The organism is Micromonospora humida (assembly GCF_016901255.1).
Lineage (GTDB): Bacteria > Actinomycetota > Actinomycetes > Mycobacteriales > Micromonosporaceae > Micromonospora > Micromonospora wenchangensis.
Genome location: NZ_JAFEUC010000023.1, coordinates 1 through 17,546, shown reverse-complemented (window position 1 = coordinate 17,546; position 17,546 = coordinate 1). Strand labels below are relative to the sequence as shown.

General features: G+C 73.6%; 17 protein-coding genes and 2 tRNA genes. 6 read left to right on the top strand and 13 right to left on the bottom strand.

Features of this window, described 5'->3' with window-relative positions:
• Nucleotides 1-12 precede the first annotated feature (12 nt).
• Together JQX11_RS31230 and JQX11_RS31225 are read left to right on the top strand one after the other, a co-directional pair.
• The gene (locus tag JQX11_RS31230; protein WP_204928510.1) at nt 13-576 is read left to right on the top strand and encodes an AMIN-like domain-containing (lipo)protein; all 564 of its coding nucleotides are present in this window, start codon (nt 13-15) and stop codon (nt 574-576) included.
• 108 nt (nt 577-684) lie between these two features.
• A complete protein-coding gene (locus JQX11_RS31225) occupies nt 685-1,365 on the top strand; it encodes a response regulator (protein ID WP_204928509.1) in 681 nt (226 codons plus the stop codon).
• A 170-nt stretch (nt 1,366-1,535) separates the two neighbouring features.
• Here the strand turns inward: JQX11_RS31225 and JQX11_RS31220 are convergent, their stop codons facing one another.
• The 6 genes from JQX11_RS31220 to JQX11_RS31195 form a co-directional block, all read right to left on the bottom strand.
• Nucleotides 1,536-2,201 carry a trypsin-like serine protease gene (locus tag JQX11_RS31220; RefSeq protein ID WP_204928508.1) on the bottom strand — a complete coding sequence of 222 codons (666 nt, stop codon included), beginning with the start codon at nt 2,199-2,201 and terminating at the stop codon, nt 1,536-1,538.
• Between the two features lie 171 nt (nt 2,202-2,372).
• Nucleotides 2,373-3,551 (bottom strand): MalY/PatB family protein, encoded by a 1,179-nt coding sequence (locus JQX11_RS31215; RefSeq protein ID WP_204928507.1) that lies wholly within the window; start codon nt 3,549-3,551, stop codon nt 2,373-2,375.
• Between the two features lie 59 nt (nt 3,552-3,610).
• Nucleotides 3,611-3,683: transfer RNA gene (locus JQX11_RS31210), tRNA-Arg, on the bottom strand.
• Nucleotides 3,684-3,714: 31 nt separating this feature from the next.
• Nucleotides 3,715-4,914 (bottom strand): RtcB family protein, encoded by a 1,200-nt coding sequence (locus JQX11_RS31205; protein WP_204928506.1) that lies wholly within the window; start codon nt 4,912-4,914, stop codon nt 3,715-3,717.
• Nucleotides 4,915-4,938: 24 nt separating this feature from the next.
• A tRNA-Trp gene (locus JQX11_RS31200) sits at nt 4,939-5,011 on the bottom strand.
• Between the two features lie 291 nt (nt 5,012-5,302).
• Nucleotides 5,303-5,875, bottom strand: a complete 573-nt coding sequence (locus JQX11_RS31195) for a hypothetical protein (protein ID WP_204928505.1) — start codon at nt 5,873-5,875, stop codon at nt 5,303-5,305.
• 67 nt (nt 5,876-5,942) lie between these two features.
• On the opposite strand from JQX11_RS31195, the gene JQX11_RS31190 reads away from it, so the two are divergent.
• Complete coding sequence (locus JQX11_RS31190) at nt 5,943-6,719, top strand: alpha/beta hydrolase (protein WP_204928504.1); 777 nt, start codon at nt 5,943-5,945, stop codon at nt 6,717-6,719.
• Nucleotides 6,720-6,738: 19 nt separating this feature from the next.
• Here JQX11_RS31190 and JQX11_RS31185 read toward each other — a convergent pair whose 3' ends face one another.
• From JQX11_RS31185 to JQX11_RS31175, 3 genes are all read right to left on the bottom strand, one after another.
• Nucleotides 6,739-7,245, bottom strand: coding sequence for a DinB family protein (locus tag JQX11_RS31185; RefSeq protein WP_204928503.1), 507 nt, complete (start codon nt 7,243-7,245; stop codon nt 6,739-6,741).
• A gap of 142 nt (nt 7,246-7,387) precedes the next feature.
• A complete protein-coding gene (locus tag JQX11_RS31180) occupies nt 7,388-8,230 on the bottom strand; it encodes a M15 family metallopeptidase (RefSeq protein ID WP_307826462.1) in 843 nt (280 codons plus the stop codon).
• Nucleotides 8,227-9,459 carry a D-alanyl-D-alanine carboxypeptidase family protein gene (locus JQX11_RS31175; protein WP_204928502.1) on the bottom strand — a complete coding sequence of 411 codons (1,233 nt, stop codon included), beginning with the start codon at nt 9,457-9,459 and terminating at the stop codon, nt 8,227-8,229. Before JQX11_RS31175 ends, JQX11_RS31180 begins: the two co-directional genes overlap by 4 nt.
• Before the next feature lie 158 nt (nt 9,460-9,617).
• Between JQX11_RS31175 and JQX11_RS31170 the strand changes: the two genes are divergently transcribed.
• The gene (locus JQX11_RS31170; RefSeq protein ID WP_204928501.1) at nt 9,618-9,848 is read left to right on the top strand and encodes a hypothetical protein; all 231 of its coding nucleotides are present in this window, start codon (nt 9,618-9,620) and stop codon (nt 9,846-9,848) included.
• 78 nt (nt 9,849-9,926) lie between these two features.
• Here JQX11_RS31170 and JQX11_RS31165 read toward each other — a convergent pair whose 3' ends face one another.
• Entirely contained in the window at nt 9,927-10,706 is a 780-nt protein-coding gene (locus JQX11_RS31165) for a peptidylprolyl isomerase (protein WP_307826461.1), read from the bottom strand.
• A 149-nt stretch (nt 10,707-10,855) separates the two neighbouring features.
• Nucleotides 10,856-12,109 carry a D-alanyl-D-alanine carboxypeptidase family protein gene (locus JQX11_RS31160; protein ID WP_204928500.1) on the bottom strand — a complete coding sequence of 418 codons (1,254 nt, stop codon included), beginning with the start codon at nt 12,107-12,109 and terminating at the stop codon, nt 10,856-10,858.
• 368 nt (nt 12,110-12,477) lie between these two features.
• On the opposite strand from JQX11_RS31160, the gene JQX11_RS31155 reads away from it, so the two are divergent.
• Nucleotides 12,478-13,677 (top strand): hypothetical protein, encoded by a 1,200-nt coding sequence (locus tag JQX11_RS31155; protein ID WP_204928499.1) that lies wholly within the window; start codon nt 12,478-12,480, stop codon nt 13,675-13,677.
• Between the two features lie 94 nt (nt 13,678-13,771).
• On the opposite strand, the gene JQX11_RS31150 is transcribed toward JQX11_RS31155, so the two are convergent.
• Nucleotides 13,772-14,482, bottom strand: a complete 711-nt coding sequence (locus JQX11_RS31150; protein WP_204928498.1) for a MerR family transcriptional regulator — start codon at nt 14,480-14,482, stop codon at nt 13,772-13,774.
• Nucleotides 14,483-14,623: 141 nt separating this feature from the next.
• Here JQX11_RS31150 and JQX11_RS31145 point away from each other — a divergent pair, with 141 nt between their 5' ends.
• Complete coding sequence (locus JQX11_RS31145) at nt 14,624-16,900, top strand: ATP-binding cassette domain-containing protein (protein WP_204928497.1); 2,277 nt, start codon at nt 14,624-14,626, stop codon at nt 16,898-16,900.
• 53 nt (nt 16,901-16,953) lie between these two features.
• Here the strand turns inward: JQX11_RS31145 and JQX11_RS31140 are convergent, their stop codons facing one another.
• Entirely contained in the window at nt 16,954-17,367 is a 414-nt protein-coding gene (locus JQX11_RS31140; RefSeq protein ID WP_204928496.1) for a protein-tyrosine phosphatase family protein, read from the bottom strand.
• Nucleotides 17,368-17,546 lie beyond the last annotated feature (179 nt).

The window sequence follows — 17,546 nt, the reverse complement described above, 5'->3', positions numbered from 1 at the left end:
CGGGAGGTCACCATGCGTTCCACCAGGACCCTGATGGCGGCCACGGCCGTGCTGGCCGTGCTGCTCACCACCGTCGGTACGGCGACCGCCGCCGGCCGGCTCCGCGCCGGCGTCACCGCCGCACCCTACTGCGGGATCACCTGGGGCAGCGCCGGGAAGACCGGGGGCGACCTGAACCCCGCCCCGCTGCTGACCACCCGCACCGGCCAGCAGGACTGCTACGACCGGCTGGTCTTCGAGTTCGACGGGAACGCCGACGGCTACTCGGTCGGCTACGGCGAGGTGTTCACCGAGGGGCAGGGGTTGGCGATGTCGCCGTACACGGCGGGCGGGGCGGTGCTGCGGGTGCAGTTGCGGGAGCCGGCCGTGGGCTACCCGTACCGGGCCGGTGACCACGTGGCGGCGGTGCTCGGCTACCGCACCCTGCGCGACGTCGTCTACGGCGGCACCTTCGAGGGCTACAGCACCTTCGCCGTCGGCGTCCGGGCGCAGTTGCCGTTCCGGGTGCTGCTGCTCGCCGGCCCCGGCACGCACAGCCGGATCGTGCTCGACGTGGCGCACCAGTGGCAGGAGTGACCGCGACGGTGACCACCGGTCGGGCCGGGGGCCGACGTCGATCGGCTCCCGGCACCGGCCGTTGCGCCGGGTCGCGACCGACCGCCCCGGGACTACCCTGGGAACACCATGGACGGCCGGGTGCTGCTGGTCGAGGACGATGTCTCCATTCGGGAGGTCACCGCCCTCGGTCTGCGCCGGGCCGGGTTCCGGGTCAGCACCGCCGCCGACGGCCGGACCGCGCTGGCCACCTGGCGGGCCCAGCAGGTCGACCTGATCGTCCTGGACGTGCTGCTGCCCGGCCTCGACGGGTTGGAGGTCTGTCGGGCGGTCCGGCGCAGCAGCCAGCTGCCGATCCTGCTGCTCACCGACAGCACCGACCCCATCGACGTGGTGGTCGGCCTGGAGTGTGGGGCCGACGACTGCCTGCGTAAACCGTTCGACCTGGCGGAACTGGTGGCCCGGGTCCGGGCGGCGCTGCGGCGGGGGTACGCCGTGCCCACCGAACCCGTGCTGACGGTCGGGCCGCTGGAGGTCGACCCGGCCCGCTTCGTGGCCCGCCGCGACGGACGGGAACTGCCCCTCACCGCCACCGAGTTCCGGCTGCTGACCGAGCTGGCCCGCCGGCCCGGTCAGGTGTTCACCCGGGAGGCGCTGCTGGACCGGGTGTGGCGGCACTCCCACCTCGGCGACTCCCGCCTGGTCGACGTGGCCGTGCAGCGGCTACGGGCCAAGGTCGACCACGACCCGGCCGCCTCCCGGCTGGTGCGCACCGTACGCGGGGTCGGCTACAAACTCGACGCGGCGTGACCTCGCCCCTCGTGACCGACCGGTGGTGTCCCCGCTGCGGCGAAGCCACCCACCCCGTGCCGGTGCCGGGGCACGACCGGTGACCGGCCCCGGCGCGGCAACGCCCCGGCACCGAGCCAGGTCACGACCCCAGGTGGCCGGTCCGGGGGCCGGACCGGCCACCCCGACGCTCAACTGGGCCCGACGCCGCTTACGGCCTCGATCCAATCGGCGAGATAGTGGGTCGTCAGGCCGTAGGCCAGGTCCGTCTCGTTGTTCGCGATGTGGACACCGTAGATTTTGTCGAGCCAGTAGATCCCGGCCCCGGAATCACCCTGCCCCGGCACGCCGCTTCCATAGCTGACCATTCGCATGGCGCTGTTGCCGGCCCCCACGAGATAATGGTGAATGTTGTAGTCCGTCACCCGCATGCCGCAGATCCGCAGGAAGGAGGCGGGAGTGGTACTCCCGCGGGTGGTGGCCCCCCAACCGCTGATCGACGGGGTGGAGTTGATGGGGGGATATGCCAGCGAGTAGCCCACGACGATCCGGGACCAGTTCGGGACGTCCTGCCAGAGGTTGAGGAGCATCGCGTCCTGGAAGGGCTCCTTGTAGATTCCGGCGATCGCCATCAGGTGGCCCTTGGCGAGCGTGCGCTCGCCTGCGGCGACCAGGCTGTTGTTGACGTTGCCGCCGGTGTTGTCGAAACAGTGTCGGGCCGTGAGGACCCAGTTGCTGGCGATGAGCGTGCCGGCGCACTGATAGGAGTCGTTGACGAAGATCTGCACCTGACCGCGCAGGTACCCGGCGGAGTTTCCGCCGATGACGGCGCCGGCCGGCTGCGCGGTGCCGGCCACAGCGGCAATGGGAGTCAGGGACAGGGTCACCGCAACGGCGACCCGCCGCAGTAACGATGGTGTACGCAGGCGCAGGCCGTATGCCAGAACTCCAGAGTGGAGGATTGACGCCAGACGGCTCCGTATGGGATGGGGCAGCGGGTCTTCGACGCGTCCCCGCAGCCGCGGCGCTCAGGTGACGGCGGTGGCCATCCGGCGTACCGCCTCGGTGAGCAGCTCCGGGGAGGTGGCCAGGTTCAGCCGGACGTGGCCGACGCCGCCGGTGCCGAAGGCCAGACCGGAGTTGAGCGCCACCCGGCCCCGCTCCAGGAAGACGGCGGCGGGATCGTCGCCGAGGCCCAGCCCTCGACAGTCGAGCCAGGCGAGGTAGGTGGCCTGGCCGGGTCGGTACCGGACGGCCGGCAGGTGCTCGGCGAGCAGCGCGGCGAGGAGCCGACGGTTGTCGTCCAGGCCGGCCAGCAGCGCGTCGAGCCAGTCGCCCCCGTCCCGGAACGCGGCGGTGTGCGCGATCACCCCGAGGTGGCTGGTGCCGACGCTGACCTCGAAGGGAACCCGGGCGACGTCCCCGGCGGCGGCCGGGCCGGCGACGAGCAGCCCACCCCGCAGACCGGCCAGGTTCCACCCCTTGGAGGCGGACATCAGCGACAGGCCGTGCTCCGCTCCGGGCACCGAGAGGTACGGCACGAAGCGCGCTCCCACGCCGACCAGCGGGGCGTGGATCTCGTCGGCGACCACCCGCACCCCGTACCGCCCGGCCAGCGCGGCGACGGCGGTCAACTCGTCGGCGGTGTGCAGGACGCCTGTCGGGTTGTGGGGGTTGCAGAGCAGGTACGCCGCCGGTCGCCCGCCGGAGCGGGCCACCCGGAACGCCTCTTCCAGGGTGCCGAGGTCGATCCGCAGGTCGTCGCCGAGCGGTGCCTCCACGATCCGGCGGCCGGCGTACCCGACGAACCCGTAGAATGGCGGGTAGACCGGGCAGTTGACGACCACCGCGTCACCGGGCCCGGTGAGCAGCCGCAACGCCTCGACCACGCCGTGCATCACGTCGGGCACCAGCGCGGTCCGCTCCACGGCCAGCCCGTCCCAGCCCCACCGACGCCTGGCGAACTCCGCCAGCGCCTCCGGGTACGCCGTGCCGGCAGAATAGCCGGTGTCCCCGAGCGCGACGGCGTCGGTGATGGCCCGCGCGACCGGCTCGGCGAGCGGCACGTCCATCTCCGCCACCCAGAGCGGCAGCACGTCGTCCGGGTACTCCCGCCACTTGACGCTCGTCCGTCGCCGCAGCTGGTCCAGCCGAAGCTGGCGCAGGGGATTCGCCTGGTCCCGGGAGCCCTGGTGCGTACCACTCATGACGTGAAGACTATTCCGCCCCCTGCCACCGCGCGGTCGCACGGCAGCGGGGCGGAGAGTGCCCCGACCAGGATTCGAACCTGGGCTCTCCGGTTTCGTAGACCGGCGCGCTGTCCGCTGCGCCACCGGGGCTCACGGCCGACGCCCGGGGGCGTCGGCCGGTCTAACCCTTCACACACACCACCTGCTTGAGGTGGGCCACCACCTCGACCAGGTCGTCCTGCTGCGCCATCACCTCGGTGATGTCCTTGTACGCGCCGGGGATCTCGTCGACCACCCCGGCGTCCTTGCGGCACTCCACCCCGGCGGTCTGCCCCGCCAGGTCGTCAACGGTGAACGTCCGCTTCGCCTGCGCCCGCGACATCCGCCGCCCGGCCCCGTGCGACGCCGAGCAGTACGCGTCCGGGTTCCCCCGCCCCCGCACGATGTACGACCCGGTGCCCATCGACCCCGGGATGATGCCCAGGTCCCCCCGGCCGGCCCGGATCGCCCCCTTGCGGGTCACCAGCACGTCCACCCCGTCGTAGTGTTCCTCCGCCACGTAGTTGTGGTGGCAGGAGATCGGCTCCCCGTAGCTGACCTGCGGGAAGGCGTCCCGCACCACGCCGCAGAGCAGGGCCAGCATGACCGCCCGGTTGCGCCGCGCGTACTCCTGCGCCCACCACAGGTCCCGCCGGTAGGCGTCCATCTCCGGGGTGCCGGCGAGGAACACCGCCAGGTCCCGGTCGGGCAGGTCGGCGTTGTGCGGCAGGGCACGGGCCACCCCGATGTGCCGCTCGGCCAGCTCCTTGCCGATATTGCGGGAACCGGAGTGCAGCATCAACCAGACCTGCCCGGCGTCCGGGCCGTCCTGCTCGACGCAGACCTCGATGAAGTGGTTGCCCCCACCGAGGGTGCCGAGCTGGTGCCGGGCCCGGCTCTCCAGCTGCGCCACCCGGCGGTCCAGGGTGGCGAACCGGGCCCAGAAGTCGTCCCAGCCGCGCTGCTCCAGGCCCCGCACCCGACGCGGGTCGACCGGGTCGTCCCGCTTGGCGAAACCGACCGGCACCACCGCCTCGATCGCCGACCGCAGCGACGCGAGGTCGTCGGGCAGGTCGGCGGCGGTGAGCGAGGTGCGGACCGCGCTCATCCCGCAGCCGATGTCCACCCCGACGGCGGCCGGCGAGACGGCCTGCCGCATCGCGATCACCGAGCCGACGGTGGCGCCCTTGCCGTAGTGCACGTCCGGCATCACGGCGACGCCCTGCACCCAGGGCAGCGCGCCGATGTTGCGCAACTGCTGCGCGGCCTGCGGCTCGATGCCGTACGGGTCGGTCCAGACCCGTACCGGCGCCTTCGTGCCCGGCAGCGGGGTGAATGCCATGGTCGTTCTCCTCGTTCGTGGGAGCAGGGGTGACAGGATTCGAACCTGCGACCGTCGGGTTTGGAATCCGGTGCTCTACCCATTGAGCTACACCCCTCGGCGGGTGTCGGGGATCGAAAAAGCCGCCCGGTCCCCTGGTGGGGTGGGCGGCTGCGCAGGTCGCGCCGGCGCTATCCGCGCCGCCACCCCGATCGCCACCGACAACCCCGGGTTCGTTCGCCGGCTGGCAACAGCACGCCGCCGCGCGGCTGGGACCGCGTGGTCTCGGTGCTGAGGTACGGCGACACGGTGTGCTCCCCGGTGGGTCGGTGTGACGTTGCCGTTGAACCTAGGTGCACGCCCGCACCGCCGCAAACGGATATCCACGTTCGCGCCGCTGACGTTCCGGCTATCGAGGCCCGCAGATCATGGGGAGCATGTCGAGCCAGACGCTGCCCACGATGGCGACCGGGTAGCGGGCCTCCCTGACCTGCCCGTCGGCGGTCTGCACGGAGAACCGCACCGACAGCGGCTCCGGTGTGGCCGGCTCCCCGCACTGGAACAGCACCACCACGTCGATCCAGCCGGTGCCGCCGGCCCGGATCAGCCGGGTCCGGCCGAGATCGCGGATGACCGTGGTGGGGCTCTCCGCCCGCACCGACCGTACCGTGATCGGGGACGGCCCGGCGTTGACCACGGCCAGCGACCCTTCGATCCGGGCTCGGCCCCCGGAGTTCACGCCGCCTCCGCTCGTTCCGGTGGCGACGGCCACCAGCGCGACCGTCGCGTCCCGCTCCTGCCGGGCACGGGCCTCCCGCGACCGGTCGACGCCCCAGCCGCCCAGCACGACGCCGGCCGCGAAGGCGGCCACCAGGCCGAGGACTATCCCGGGCCGGGCGGTACGCCGGACGCGGCCGGTGGTCGGCCCGACGGGTTCGTTCCGGTGCGCGTCCAGGTCGATCACGGCGTCCTCGGCGGGCATGGCGACAGCCTAGGGCCGCTGGCGGCGACGTCGTGTCCGGCGGGGCCGGCACGCGGTACGGTCGGCCATGGCATTGATGCGGTGCGAGTTCGACTCCGAGGCCCTGGGCATGAGCACGTCGATGACGGTGATCCTGCCGCAACCCGACCCGGCACGGCCGACGCCCGCCGACGCGGGCCCGCCGGTGCTCTACCTGCTGCACGGCCTCAGCGACGACGACACCGCCTGGACCCGCCAGACCGCGATCGAGCGTTACGTGGCGTCGCTGGGTCTGGCCGTGGTGATGCCCCAGGTCGGGCGCAGCTTCTATACCGACGAGACGCACGGCAACCGGTACTGGACGTTCCTCACCGACGAACTGCCGCAGGTCTGCCGGTCGTTCTTCCGGCTTTCCGAGCGCCGGGAGGACACCTTCGTCGCCGGGTTGTCGATGGGCGGCTACGGGGCGGTGAAGTGGGCGCTGCGGCAGCCGGAGCGGTTCGCCGCCGCGGCCAGCCTGTCGGGGGCGCTCAACGTCGCCCACCGCCGCCACGCCCCCGACCGTCCGCTCGACCCGGACGTCTGGCACACCGTCTGGGGCGACGCCCCGACCGCCGGTCCCGACGACGACACCGTGGCGCTGGTCGGTCGCGCCGGGGCCGACACTCCCCCGCTCTACGTCGCCTGCGGCACCGAGGACTTCCTCTACGACGACAACGAACGTTTCGTCGCGGCGGCCCGGGGCCGGGGCGTGCCGGTGACCGTGGACTTCTCCCCCGGCGACCACGACTGGCCGTACTGGGACGCCACGATCCGCGACGTGCTGGCCTGGCTGCCGCTGCGCACCCGACCGGCCGCCGGCTGAGCCGGGCCGGGTCGGCGGGTCAGACGCCCACGCTGCCGTCGACGGCCTCCCGCAGCAGGTCGGCGTGGCCGTTGTGGCGGGCGTACTCGTGCATCATGTGCAGCATCACCAGGCGCAACGACACGTCCTCGCCCCAACGCGCCTGGTGACCGGTGACGTCGAGCGAGGCCGCCGCCCGCTCGATCCGCCGGGAGTGCTCCACCTCCCGCTGCCACGCCGCGAACGCCTCCGCCCCGGTGGACCCGCTCGGGTCGTACGCCTGCTGGTAGTCGCCGGTGTCCGACCAGAGCAGCGGCACGTCCTGCGCGTCGATCACCCGCCGGAACCAGGCGCGCTCCACCTCGGCGAGGTGCCGCAGCAGGCCGAGCAGGGTCAGCTGCGACGACGGCACGGCCCGCTGGCGCAGTTCCTCGTCGGTCAGGCCCTCGCACTTCATGGCGAGGGTGGCCCGGTGGAAGTCGAGGAAGGCACGCAGCGTCTCCCGCTCCCCGGCGAGCAGCGGCGGGCCGATCCGTTCGGTGGTCATGTCGGGTCCTTCACGGGACGGGACCGCCCCGGGCGGGCGGCCGGGAGCCGTCGGGCAGCCTAGCGGCCTACCGCCGCCGACCCACCGCAGTTACCCCGACCGGCGGTCGGCGGCCCGACCCCGGAGCCGGCGACCGGACCGCTCAGCGGGGCAGGGACGCGCGGGCCACCGGGAAGTCGAAGTAGGTGTCGGGGTAGGGCTCGTCGGCGTACCGGTAGTGCCACCACTCCCGGTCGTAGTTGACGAAACCCTCCTCGGTCATCAGGCGTTCCAGCAGGCCCCGGTTGGTTCGGGCGGTACCGGTCACCCGGGGGTCGGCGGTGTGCGCGAGCGGGTCGAAGCAGTCGAATCCGGTGCCCATGTCGAGGGTGCCGTCGGCGAACCGCCGGTCGGCCGGGTCGGTGCAGGCCACCAGCGGCTGGCCCGGGGCGTACGAGGCACGGGGCGGGGCCAGGCGGGGCTCCAGGGTCAGGTCGAGGGTGCTGCCCCGGCTGTGCGCGGTGGGCGCGCCGAGGTAGCCGTCGGCGAACAGCCTCGACTTGGCCACCCGGGGATAGAACTCCGCCTTCGTCTGCTGCGCTGCGGGGTCCTTCGCCCAGCGGACGAACTCGTCGGCGGCGCGCTGCGGCCGGTAGCAGTCGTACACCCGCAGGCTCAGCCGTTGGGCGCGGGCGGCGTCCTGCACCCGGCGCAGCGCCTCGGCGGCGGTACGGGTGAGCAGGCACAGCGGCTCGTCGTAGCCGTCCACCGGACGGCCGACGAAGTTGTGCGGGCCGGCGTAGCGGATGTCCACGACGATGCTCGGGTCGACCTCGGACAGCAGCACCACGTCGGCGGGGGCGCGCGGCCCGCTCGGGGTGGGCATGGCGGCGCTCGGCACCGGCGCGGGCTGCGGCGGCCGGCCACAGCCCGCCGTCGCCAGTACCGCCGCCGCGACCAGCAACCGGAGCAGCACCCGTCGGGGGTGGTCCGCGCCGGCTCTCACCGTTGTCGGCGTCCGTGGTGGGGTCGGTGCCGCAGGGCGAGCAGCAGCCCGGCGAGCCCGGCCACGACGGCGGCCAGGGAGACCGCGAGCAGCGGACGCGACCAGGGGTGACCGTCCGGGTCGAGCCTGCCCGGTCCCCCGGCGGCGGCCAGTGCGGGCGGGGTGGCGGTGGCCGACGCGGACGGGCCGGCGGTCAGCTCGCCCGGGTTGACCAGCCGGCCGACCGCCGCGCCCCGGGGCACCCCGAACCCCCAGTCGAGCAGGGCCGCGCCCTGTTCCCAGCCCCGTCTGTCGAGCACCTCCGCGCCGAGCAGGGTGACCACCAGCCGCCGGCCGCCCCGCTCGGCGGCACCGACGTAGGTGTGCCGGGCCAGGTCCGTGTAGCCGGTCTTGCCGCCCAGCGCCCCCGGGTAGCGGTCGAGTAGCTGGTTGTCGTTCTGGATCGGGAACGCCTTCTCGCCGAGCGCCGGCTGGGCGGGGATCATCGTCTCCCGGGTGGTGTCGTAGCGGCGGAAGGTGGCGTCGGAGAAGCAGGCACGGGCGATCAGCGCCAGGTCGTACGCGCTGGTGAACTGGCCCGGCCCGTCCAGCCCGGACGCGGTCACCGCGTGGGTCTGCAACGCGCCGAGCTGCCGGGCGTGCTCGTTCATCGCCCGCAGCCCACCGGGCAGCCCGTCGGGGCCGCCGCCGAGTCGGGCCAGCGCGTTGGCCGCCTCGTTGCCGGACTTGAGCAGCAGGCCCAACCAGAGGGTCTCGATCCGGTACCGGCCGCCCTCGGCGAAGCCCACGGCGGAGCTGCCCGGCTCGATGTCGAGGTCGCCGGGGGTGAGGGTGACCGTCTGGCGGGGGTCGAGCTTCGGCAGCACGGTCGCGGCGAGCAGCAGCTTCTGCACACTCGCGGGGGTGCCGTACTCGTGCGGGCCGCAGCCGCCGAGCACGTCGCCGCTGTCCAGGTCGGCTACCAGCCAGGAGACGGCCGGCACGGCGGGTGGCCGGGGTGTCCCGGCCGGTCGGACCTGCCCCGTGGTGGCCAGGGCGGGGCCGCCGACCACGCGGGCGGCGGGGTCGGTGTGGGGCGGGACCGGTCGGGGTGGCCGGGACACGGCCGGCACCGGCGCGCACGGGCCGGTGGTGACCGCCCCGGCGGCGTCCGCCGCACCGGCGGGTGCGACGACCGGCGACAGCAGCAGGGCGGCGATGGCGGCGGCGGTACGTCCCCGAACTCTCACGCTGACGAAGGTAGTGACGCCCGCCCCGCCGGTCCGGCGATCCGGCGAAACCCACCCGGTGGGTGCGGACCGGCCACTAGCATGCCGCCGGGCGGCGGGAGGTGTCGACGGGGGTGGATGGGGGTAGCGGAGGGTAGGCCCCGGTGAAGGAGGAGACCATGACCGACCCCCGTTACGCCCCGATCGGCCTCGCGGCCGGTGGTGACCTGGTCGACGTCGACGATGTCGACACCCGTCCCGTGGTGGGTGCCGACGACGCCCGCGCCGACGCCGCCCGTGCCGGCGCGGAGGTGGACCTGTCCGACGCCGCCCGCGACGGCGACGGCGTGCCGGTCGGCACGACCGACGCGGACGCCGACCGGACCCGGGCGGCAGGCGAGCAGAGCTGATCGTCGGGTGGGGGCGGCTGACCGCCCCCACCCGGCGTCATCCCCCGGCCGGCCCCGCGACGGGCCGGCCGGCGTCGTTCAGTGGCCCCGGATCGCGCGGTGGATCTGCACCGGCAGGGCCGGGGCGCCGTCCACCGGCGCGGGGTCTTCGGGGGTGGGCGCGATGCCACCGGCGGCGATCTTGTCCAGGGTGTTCAGCCCGGCCGCGTCGATGCTGCCGAAGACGGTGTAGTTGGGGCGCAGCGCCGAGTCCGACTGGACCAGGAAGAACTGGCTGCCGTTGGTGTCCGGCCCGGCGTTGGCCATGGCGAGCGTGCCCCGGGCGTAGAGTCGGCGCACCCCGGTGGGGTCGGTCGGCGCGGGCGGCAGGTCGGTGGGCAGTTCGTCGCGGTAGCGGTAGCCCGGCCCGCCCTCACCGGTGCCGGACGGGTCGCCGCACTGGAGCACCTGCAGCGTCGGGTACGCGGTCAGCCGGTGGCAGGGCGTCCAGTCGTAGAACCGGTGCTTCGCCAGGTGCAGGAAGCTCTGCACGGTGCACGGGGCCTGTTCGCGGTCCAGGGTCAGCCCGATCGGCCCCTGGCTGGTGCGCAGGGTGACCCGGACCGTGCCGTCGTCGGGCGTCCGACGCGGGTCGGGCGGCAGCGGCACCGGCCGGGCCGGCGGCTCGTCGGGCGTGGACGTGTACGCGCACGGCCCCTTCGTGGTCCGGGCGGCGGTCGGCCCGTCGGCGGGCGCGGCGACGGCGGCGGTGCCACCGGCGACGACCAGCGCGGCCGAGGCCAGGGCCGCCCCGGCGAGGCGGGCCAGCCGGCCGTGGGGGCGCGACCCGGCGGCGGACGGTCGGGGTTCACTCGACACTGATGGTCCTCCTGGACTCGTGGTACCGGAGAGACGGCGGGTACCGGAACGACCGGAGTCTATGGAGGCTCGCACCGGTTGTCGACGCCGATCCGGGCGGGTCGTGACCGTCGACGCGCGCCGGTGCTCCCCGGCGCAACGGGTCGCCGTCAGTCCCAGGCGACCCGCCGTCGGACCCGGCGGCGGGTCCGCCGCCGACGGCCGACCGCGAGCAGGACGGCCAGCAGGCCGACCAGCCCGGCCGCCCCGCCGACCACCGCCCCGCCGAGCCAGTGCGGTGCGCCCGCCGTCGGGCGGGAGGCGGCCGGCGCGGCGGCCACCGGGGCGGCCGGTGGGGCCGACGGGCTGGCGGTGGTCAGCTCACCGGGCTCGACCAGTCGCCCCACCGAGGCGTCCCGGGGCAGGCCGAAGCCCCAGTCGAGCAGCCGCGCCCCCTGTTCCCAGCCGCGTACCGGGCGGGCCTCCGCCCCGAGCAGGGTCACCACCAGTCGTCGTCCACCGCGCTCGGCGGCCCCGACGTAGGTGTGCCGGGCGAGGTCGGTGAAGCCGGTCTTCCCGCCCAGCGCCCCCGGGTACCGGTAGATGAGCTGGTTCTCGTTCTGGATCTGGAAGCCGGGTTTGCGCAACGCCGGCTGGGCCGGGATCTGGGTGCGCTCGGTCAGGGCGTACCGGCGGAAGGTGGGGTCGGCGAAGCAGACCCGGGCGATCAGCGCCAGGTCGTACGCGCTGGTGAACTGGCCCGGACCGTCCAGCCCGGACGGGGTCACCGCACGGGTCTGCAACGCCCCGAGCCGGCGTGCCTCGGCGTTCATCTCGCGGACCCCGGCGGCGGCGCTGCCCGCACCGAGGCGGGCCAGCAGGTTCGCCGCGTCGTTGCCGGACTGGAGCAGCAGGCCGAGCCAGACGGTCTCGACCGGGTAGCGGCCACGGTCGAGCAGGCCGACGGCGGAACTGCCCGGCTCGATGTCCAGGTCGGGTCGGGTGACCGTGACGACCTGCTTCGGGTTCAGCTTCGGCAGCATGGTGGCGGCCAGCAGCAGCTTCTGCACGCTGGCCGGGGTGCCGTACTCGTGCGGGCCGCAGCCGCCGAGCACCGCCCCGGTGTCCAGGTCGGCGACGAGCCACGAGGTCGCGGTGACCGGCGGCGGCGCGGGCGCACCGGGCGGCACGGTCAGCCCGGGGGTGGCCAGCGCCTCGCCCCCCACCCGTTGCTGCTCGGGCACGGCCGCGGGCGGCGTGGGCCGGGGCGGTCGGGTCACCTTCGGCGTCGGCAGCTTCGGGCACGGCACGACGACGGCGGCGGCCGACCCGGCGCGGGCCGCACCGCCCGCGGTGGCGGGGATGGCCGGCACACCGGTGAGGAGTACGGCCGCGACGCCGGCGGCCAGGACCCGGGCTCTCATGGTGAGGCACCCTACCGAGGCGGCAACCAGGTTCCCCAGGGGGCGCGACCGACCCGACGGGAATCCCTTTCGTCACCCTGGATCATCGACCAGTGACCACTGGTAGCCGAAATCGCCTCCATCGCGCGCCGATGGAACCGCTCCCACCCTCACTGACCTGGGATTTCTTCATCATTCACCGAGAGCGACCGGAAGCTCACGAGAATTCTTGAACGATCTTCTGCCGGTCCCCGTATCCATCGCCGCAAGGACGGATCGGGGCGGACGCCAATGCCGGGCGTCGGACATCCGGTCCGCCTTGACCCCAGCCACCGTCGGGCACCGCACGCTACGCCGTCGCGACCCGCCGGAGATCAGAGGAGAGGTACATGGCCAGGCCAATGCGGAAGAATGCCGTCCTCAAGCTCGGCGGAGTGGGCGCCCTGGCGGTGCTGCTGCTGGGCGGCGGTCTGCAACTCGCCTCCGCCGGTGAGAACACCGGCAGCACCGCCGCGCAGACCGTCAACTGCCCGACGGTACGGGACAAGCTGCCGGCGGTCCCCGCGTCGGCTGCCGCCGGGGTGGAGCGGGAACTGGCCAACCTGGACGAGGAGATCGCCCGGCAGAACGAGCGGCTGGCGAAGCAGGCGGCCAACCCGCAGGGCGGTGCGAACTTCATCAACAACGCCATCCTCGGCCCGCTGAAGAGCAAGCGGGTCGCGGTGCTGGACCGCATCGAGATCAACTTCAACCGGGCCGGCGCCCAGCGACCCAACCTGGACGCCCTGGCCACCTGCGGCCTGAACGCCCCGGGTGTGGCCAGCGCGCTGAACAGCTCCGTCAAGGCGGGCAACGCCGCCACCGGCGGGAACAACACCACTGCCGCCGCCCAGACGGTGAACTGCCCGACGCCGCAGATCCCCGCCGTACCGGCCCAGGCCGCCGCGAACGTCCAGGCCGAACTGGCCAACCTCGACAAGCAGATCAGCGAGGCCAACGCCCGCCTCGCCCAGCAGGCCGCCAACCCCCAGGGCGGCGCCAACTTCATCAACAACGCCATCCTCGGCCCCCTGGAGGACAAGCGCAAGGCCGCCCTCGACCGCATCGAGATCGCCTTCAACCGCGTCGGCGCACAGCGCCCCAACCTCGACAACTTCGCCGCCTGCGGGCTCAACGGCGCGGGTGCGGGCAACGCCGGCAACGGCAACGCGGGTGCCGGCAACGGCAACGGCGGCAACGGGAACGCCGGGAACGGGAACGCCGGGAACGGCAACGCGGGCAACGGTAACGCCGGTGCCGCCCGGACGGTGAACTGCCCGACGCCGCAGATCCCCGCCGTACCGGCCCAGGCCGCCGCGAACGTCCAGGCCGAACTGGCCAACCTCGACAAGCAGATCAGCGAGGCCAACGCCCGCCTCGCCCAGCAGGCCGCCAACCCCCAGGGCGGCGCCAACTTCATCAACAACGCCATCCTCGGCCCCCTGGAGGACAAGCGCAAGGCCGCCCTCGACCGCATCGAGATCGCCTTCAACCGCGTCGGCGCACAGCGCCCCAACCTCGACAACTTCGCCGCCTGCGGGCTGAACTGACCTCTTTGCGCACCGACGGCCCGGCGGATCATCCGCCGGGCCGTCCGGCTGTGCACGGCCTCCGCAGCGCGTTGGTGCTACCCCGCCGTGCGGTTCAGGTGCCGGTCCCGTCCAGGTAGTCGTGCAGGGCGGCGGAGGCCCGCAGCCGGCGCAGGCTGCGCCGGTTCAGCTCCTGCTCCCGCCGGGCGAGTTCGGCCCGGACCCGGTCCGGCCGGCCGGTGCTGCGCAGCTCGTCGAGGACCGCCGTGATGATGTCGAACGGGTAGCCGCCCCGGCGCAGCAGCGCCACCACCTGCGCCGCCCGTCCCTCGGCCACGTCGTACACCCGGTAGCCGGTGCCCGGCTGCCGGTGCGGACGGAGCAGGCCACGCTGTTCCCACAGGCGCAGCTGCGAGGTCCGCACACCCACCTGGGCCGCCACCTCGCCGATCCGGGCGTCCCGGCGGGGCACGGCCGCCGGCCGGCTGCCCAGCACCGTCTCGAACGCGCCCAGCACCCGGGCGATCTCGGCCCGCTCGCGGTCCAGCTCGGCGTGCCCGGCGTCGAGCGCGGCGAGCGCCGCCGGCAGCTCACCCCGGTGCACGGCCGCCAGCACCTCCCGGGTACGCGCCCAGCCGTGCCCCTCGGCCATCCGACGGGCCACCGCCAGGGCCCGGACGTGGCGGTCGGTGAAGATCCGGTAGCCGCTCGGGGTGCGGTCGGTCGGCGGCAGCACCCCGTCGGCCAGATAGTTGCGTACCTGCTGGGTGGAGATGCCGGCGCTGGCCGCGACGTCGACCAGCCGCCACCGTCGCTCCCCTGTCACCGGGCCTCTCCCCACCGCTCGCGTTCCCGCCCACCCTAGTGGTTGTCACGTGGTTTGAGACTTCTCGCCATATAGCCGGGCCGTGGACGCGTGAACTGCGGAGAAAGTCTCTACGTGAGCGGGAATGAGAAAATCGAAGGTATGGAGCAACCAGCGCAGTCCGCCGCCGACCGCCACGACGTGATCGAGGTACGGGGCGCCCGGGAGAACAACCTCACCGGCGTCTCCGTCGACATACCCAAGCGACGGCTCACCGTCTTCACCGGGGTCTCCGGCTCGGGGAAGTCCTCCCTGGTGTTCGGCACCGTCGCCGCCGAGTCCCGCCGCCTGATCAACGAGACCTACAGTGCCTTCCTCCAGTCGTTCATGCCGAACCTGTCCCGCCCCGACGTCGACTCGCTGCGGAACCTGACCCCGGCGATCGTGGTCGACCAGGAACGGATGGGGGCGAACTCCCGCTCCACCGTCGGCACCGCGACCGACGCGTACGCGCTGCTGCGGATCCTGTTCAGCCGGCTCGGTGAGCCGCATGTCGGCGGGGCCGGGGCGTTCAGCTTCAACCTCGCCGAGGGCATGTGCCCGACCTGCGAAGGGCTGGGCCGGGTCTCCGACCTCGACGTGTCGGCGATGGTGGACGTGGAACGCTCGCTCAACGACGGGGCGATCCTGGTGCCGAACTTCGCCGTGGACTCCTGGTACTGGCAGACCATCGTCGGGTCCGGCCTGTTCGACCCGGACGTGAAGCTCCAGGACTTCACCCCGCAGCAGTGGGAGGACTTCCTGCACAAGCCGGCCACGAAGATCAAGGTCGGCGCCAACAGCTGGACGTACGAGGGGCTGGTGGTAAAGGTCCGCCGGCTCTACCTGGCCAAGGACCGGGAGTCCATGCAGGCGCACATCCGCGCCTTCGTGGACCGAACGGTCGCCTTCGCCACCTGCGCCGCCTGCGGCGGGGCCCGGCTCAACGCGGCGGCACTGTCCTCGCGGATCGCCGGCCGCAACATCGCCGAGTGCGCGGCCATGCAGATCAGCGACCTGGCCGAGTTCGTCGGCGGGATCGACGCACCGTCGGTGGCCCCGCTGGTGGCCGACCTGCGCGACACCCTGGACTCGATGGTGGAGATCGGCCTGGGCTACCTCAGCCTGGACCGCGAGTCCGGCACCCTGTCCGGTGGCGAGGCGCAGCGGGTGAAGATGGTCCGCCACCTCGGGTCCAGCCTCTCCGACGTCACGTACGTTTTCGACGAGCCGACGGTGGGGCTGCACCCGCACGACATCGCCCGGATGAACGGCCTGCTGCTGCGGCTGCGCGACAAGGGCAACACGGTGCTGGTCGTCGAGCACAAGCCGGAGACGATCGCGATCGCCGACCACGTCGTCGACCTGGGTCCGGGCGCGGGCGCGGCCGGCGGGCGGATCTGCTACACCGGCGACGTCGCCGGGCTGCGCCGCTCCGACACCCTGACCGGCCGGCACCTCGACCACCGGGTCACCCTGCGGACGGCGTTCCGCCGACCCACCGGCCACCTGGCGATCCGGGGAGCCGACCTGCACAACCTGCGCGACGTCGACGTCGACCTGCCGCTGGGGGTGCTCACCGTCGTCACCGGGGTGGCCGGCTCGGGCAAGAGCTCACTGATCCACGGATCGCTGCCCCGCCGCGACGGCGTCGTGGTGGTCGACCAGTCCCCCATCCGGGGTTCCCGGCGCAGCAACCCGGCGACCTGGACGGGCCTGCTCGACCCGATCCGCACCGCGTTCGCCCGCGCCAACGGGGTGAAGGCCGCACTGTTCAGCGCCAACTCCGAGGGCGCCTGCCCGACCTGTAAGGGAATCGGGCTGGTCTACACCGACCTGGCGACGATGGCGGCCGTCGCCAGCGTCTGCGAGGCGTGCGAGGGACGGCGGTACACCCCCGAGGTGCTGGCCTACACGCTGCGCGGCCGCAACATCAGCGAGGTGCTCGGCATGTCGGTGACCGAGGCCCGGGAGTTCTTCCCGTCCGGCCCGGCCCGGGTGGTGCTGGACCGGCTGACCGAGGTGGGCCTCGGCTACCTGACCCTGGGGCAGCCGCTGACCACCCTGTCCGGCGGGGAACGCCAACGGCTCAAGCTGGCCGTGCACATGGCCGAGAAGGCGGCCACCTACGTCCTGGACGAGCCGACCACCGGCCTGCACCTGGCCGACGTGGACCAACTGCTCGCCCTGCTGGACCGGCTGGTCGACGCCGGCAACACCGTGATCGTCATCGAGCACCACCAGGCGGTGATGGCGCACGCGGACTGGATCGTCGACCTGGGTCCCGGTGCCGGCCACGACGGCGGCCGGATCGTCTTCACCGGCACCCCCGCCGACCTGGTCGCCCACGGTGACACCCTCACCGCCCGACACCTGCGCGAGTACGTCGCCCCCCGCTGAGCGGGGCCGCTCCCCCGTCGGCGGCGGGTCACCGGCGGGGGCGGGCGGCAGGGTCAGTGGTCGGGGAGCCGCCGCAGCCAGGCGCGCTGCCAGGGGGTCTCGACGGCCTTCGGATGGTAGCGGTCACGGACCCACCGGACGGCGTCGCCGGCCGGCACCCCGTCGAGGATCGCCAGGGCGGCGAGGGTGGTGCCGGTCCGGCCGATCCCGCCCCGGCAGGCCACCTCCACCCGGTCGCCGGCGTGGGCGCGGCGCAGCGCCTCACGGAAGGCGTCCAGGGCGTCGACCCGGTCGGTCGGCAACCAGAAGTCGGGCCACCGGATGCGCCGGTGCGCCCAGGCGGGCGTCGGGCCCGGGGCCAGGATCAGGGCGAAGTCGGCCGGGGACACCGCATCGGCCACCCGCCGCCCGCGTACGGTCGCGCCGCTGGGCAGGGTGACCACTCCGGCAGTGCTGGACCAGTCCACCCCGTGATTCTGCCCGCTGGGCGCACAGCGCGCCGCCCCCGACCCTGACGGGTCGGGGGCGGCGCGTCTCGTGTTTTGACCGTTGTGTGGGCAGGGTGGTCTGGCGGTGTGGTGTGGGTGTTCGTGGTGGTGTGGGGGTGGGGTGTTATTTGCCCTTGTGGATGGCGTTGCGGCGGATG

Bases quoted from the DNA above. Each gene is read 5' to 3' on its own strand.
- JQX11_RS31225 (WP_204928509.1), top strand. From the start codon at position 685: ATGGACGGCCGGGTGCTGCTGGTCGAGGACGATGTCTCCATTCGGGAG.
- JQX11_RS31230 (WP_204928510.1), top strand. From the start codon at position 13: ATGCGTTCCACCAGGACCCTGATGGCGGCCACGGCCGTGCTGGCCGTG.
- JQX11_RS31205 (WP_204928506.1), bottom strand. From the start codon at position 4,914: ATGGCATTCACCCCGCTGCCGGGCACGAAGGCGCCGGTACGGGTCTGG.
- JQX11_RS31195 (WP_204928505.1), bottom strand. From the start codon at position 5,875: ATGCCCGCCGAGGACGCCGTGATCGACCTGGACGCGCACCGGAACGAA.
- JQX11_RS31145 (WP_204928497.1), top strand. From the start codon at position 14,624: ATGGAGCAACCAGCGCAGTCCGCCGCCGACCGCCACGACGTGATCGAG.
- JQX11_RS31170 (WP_204928501.1), top strand. From the start codon at position 9,618: ATGACCGACCCCCGTTACGCCCCGATCGGCCTCGCGGCCGGTGGTGAC.
- JQX11_RS31160 (WP_204928500.1), bottom strand. From the start codon at position 12,109: ATGAGAGCCCGGGTCCTGGCCGCCGGCGTCGCGGCCGTACTCCTCACC.
- JQX11_RS31215 (WP_204928507.1), bottom strand. From the start codon at position 3,551: ATGAGTGGTACGCACCAGGGCTCCCGGGACCAGGCGAATCCCCTGCGC.
- JQX11_RS31155 (WP_204928499.1), top strand. From the start codon at position 12,478: ATGGCCAGGCCAATGCGGAAGAATGCCGTCCTCAAGCTCGGCGGAGTG.
- JQX11_RS31185 (WP_204928503.1), bottom strand. From the start codon at position 7,245: ATGACCACCGAACGGATCGGCCCGCCGCTGCTCGCCGGGGAGCGGGAG.
- JQX11_RS31190 (WP_204928504.1), top strand. From the start codon at position 5,943: ATGGCATTGATGCGGTGCGAGTTCGACTCCGAGGCCCTGGGCATGAGC.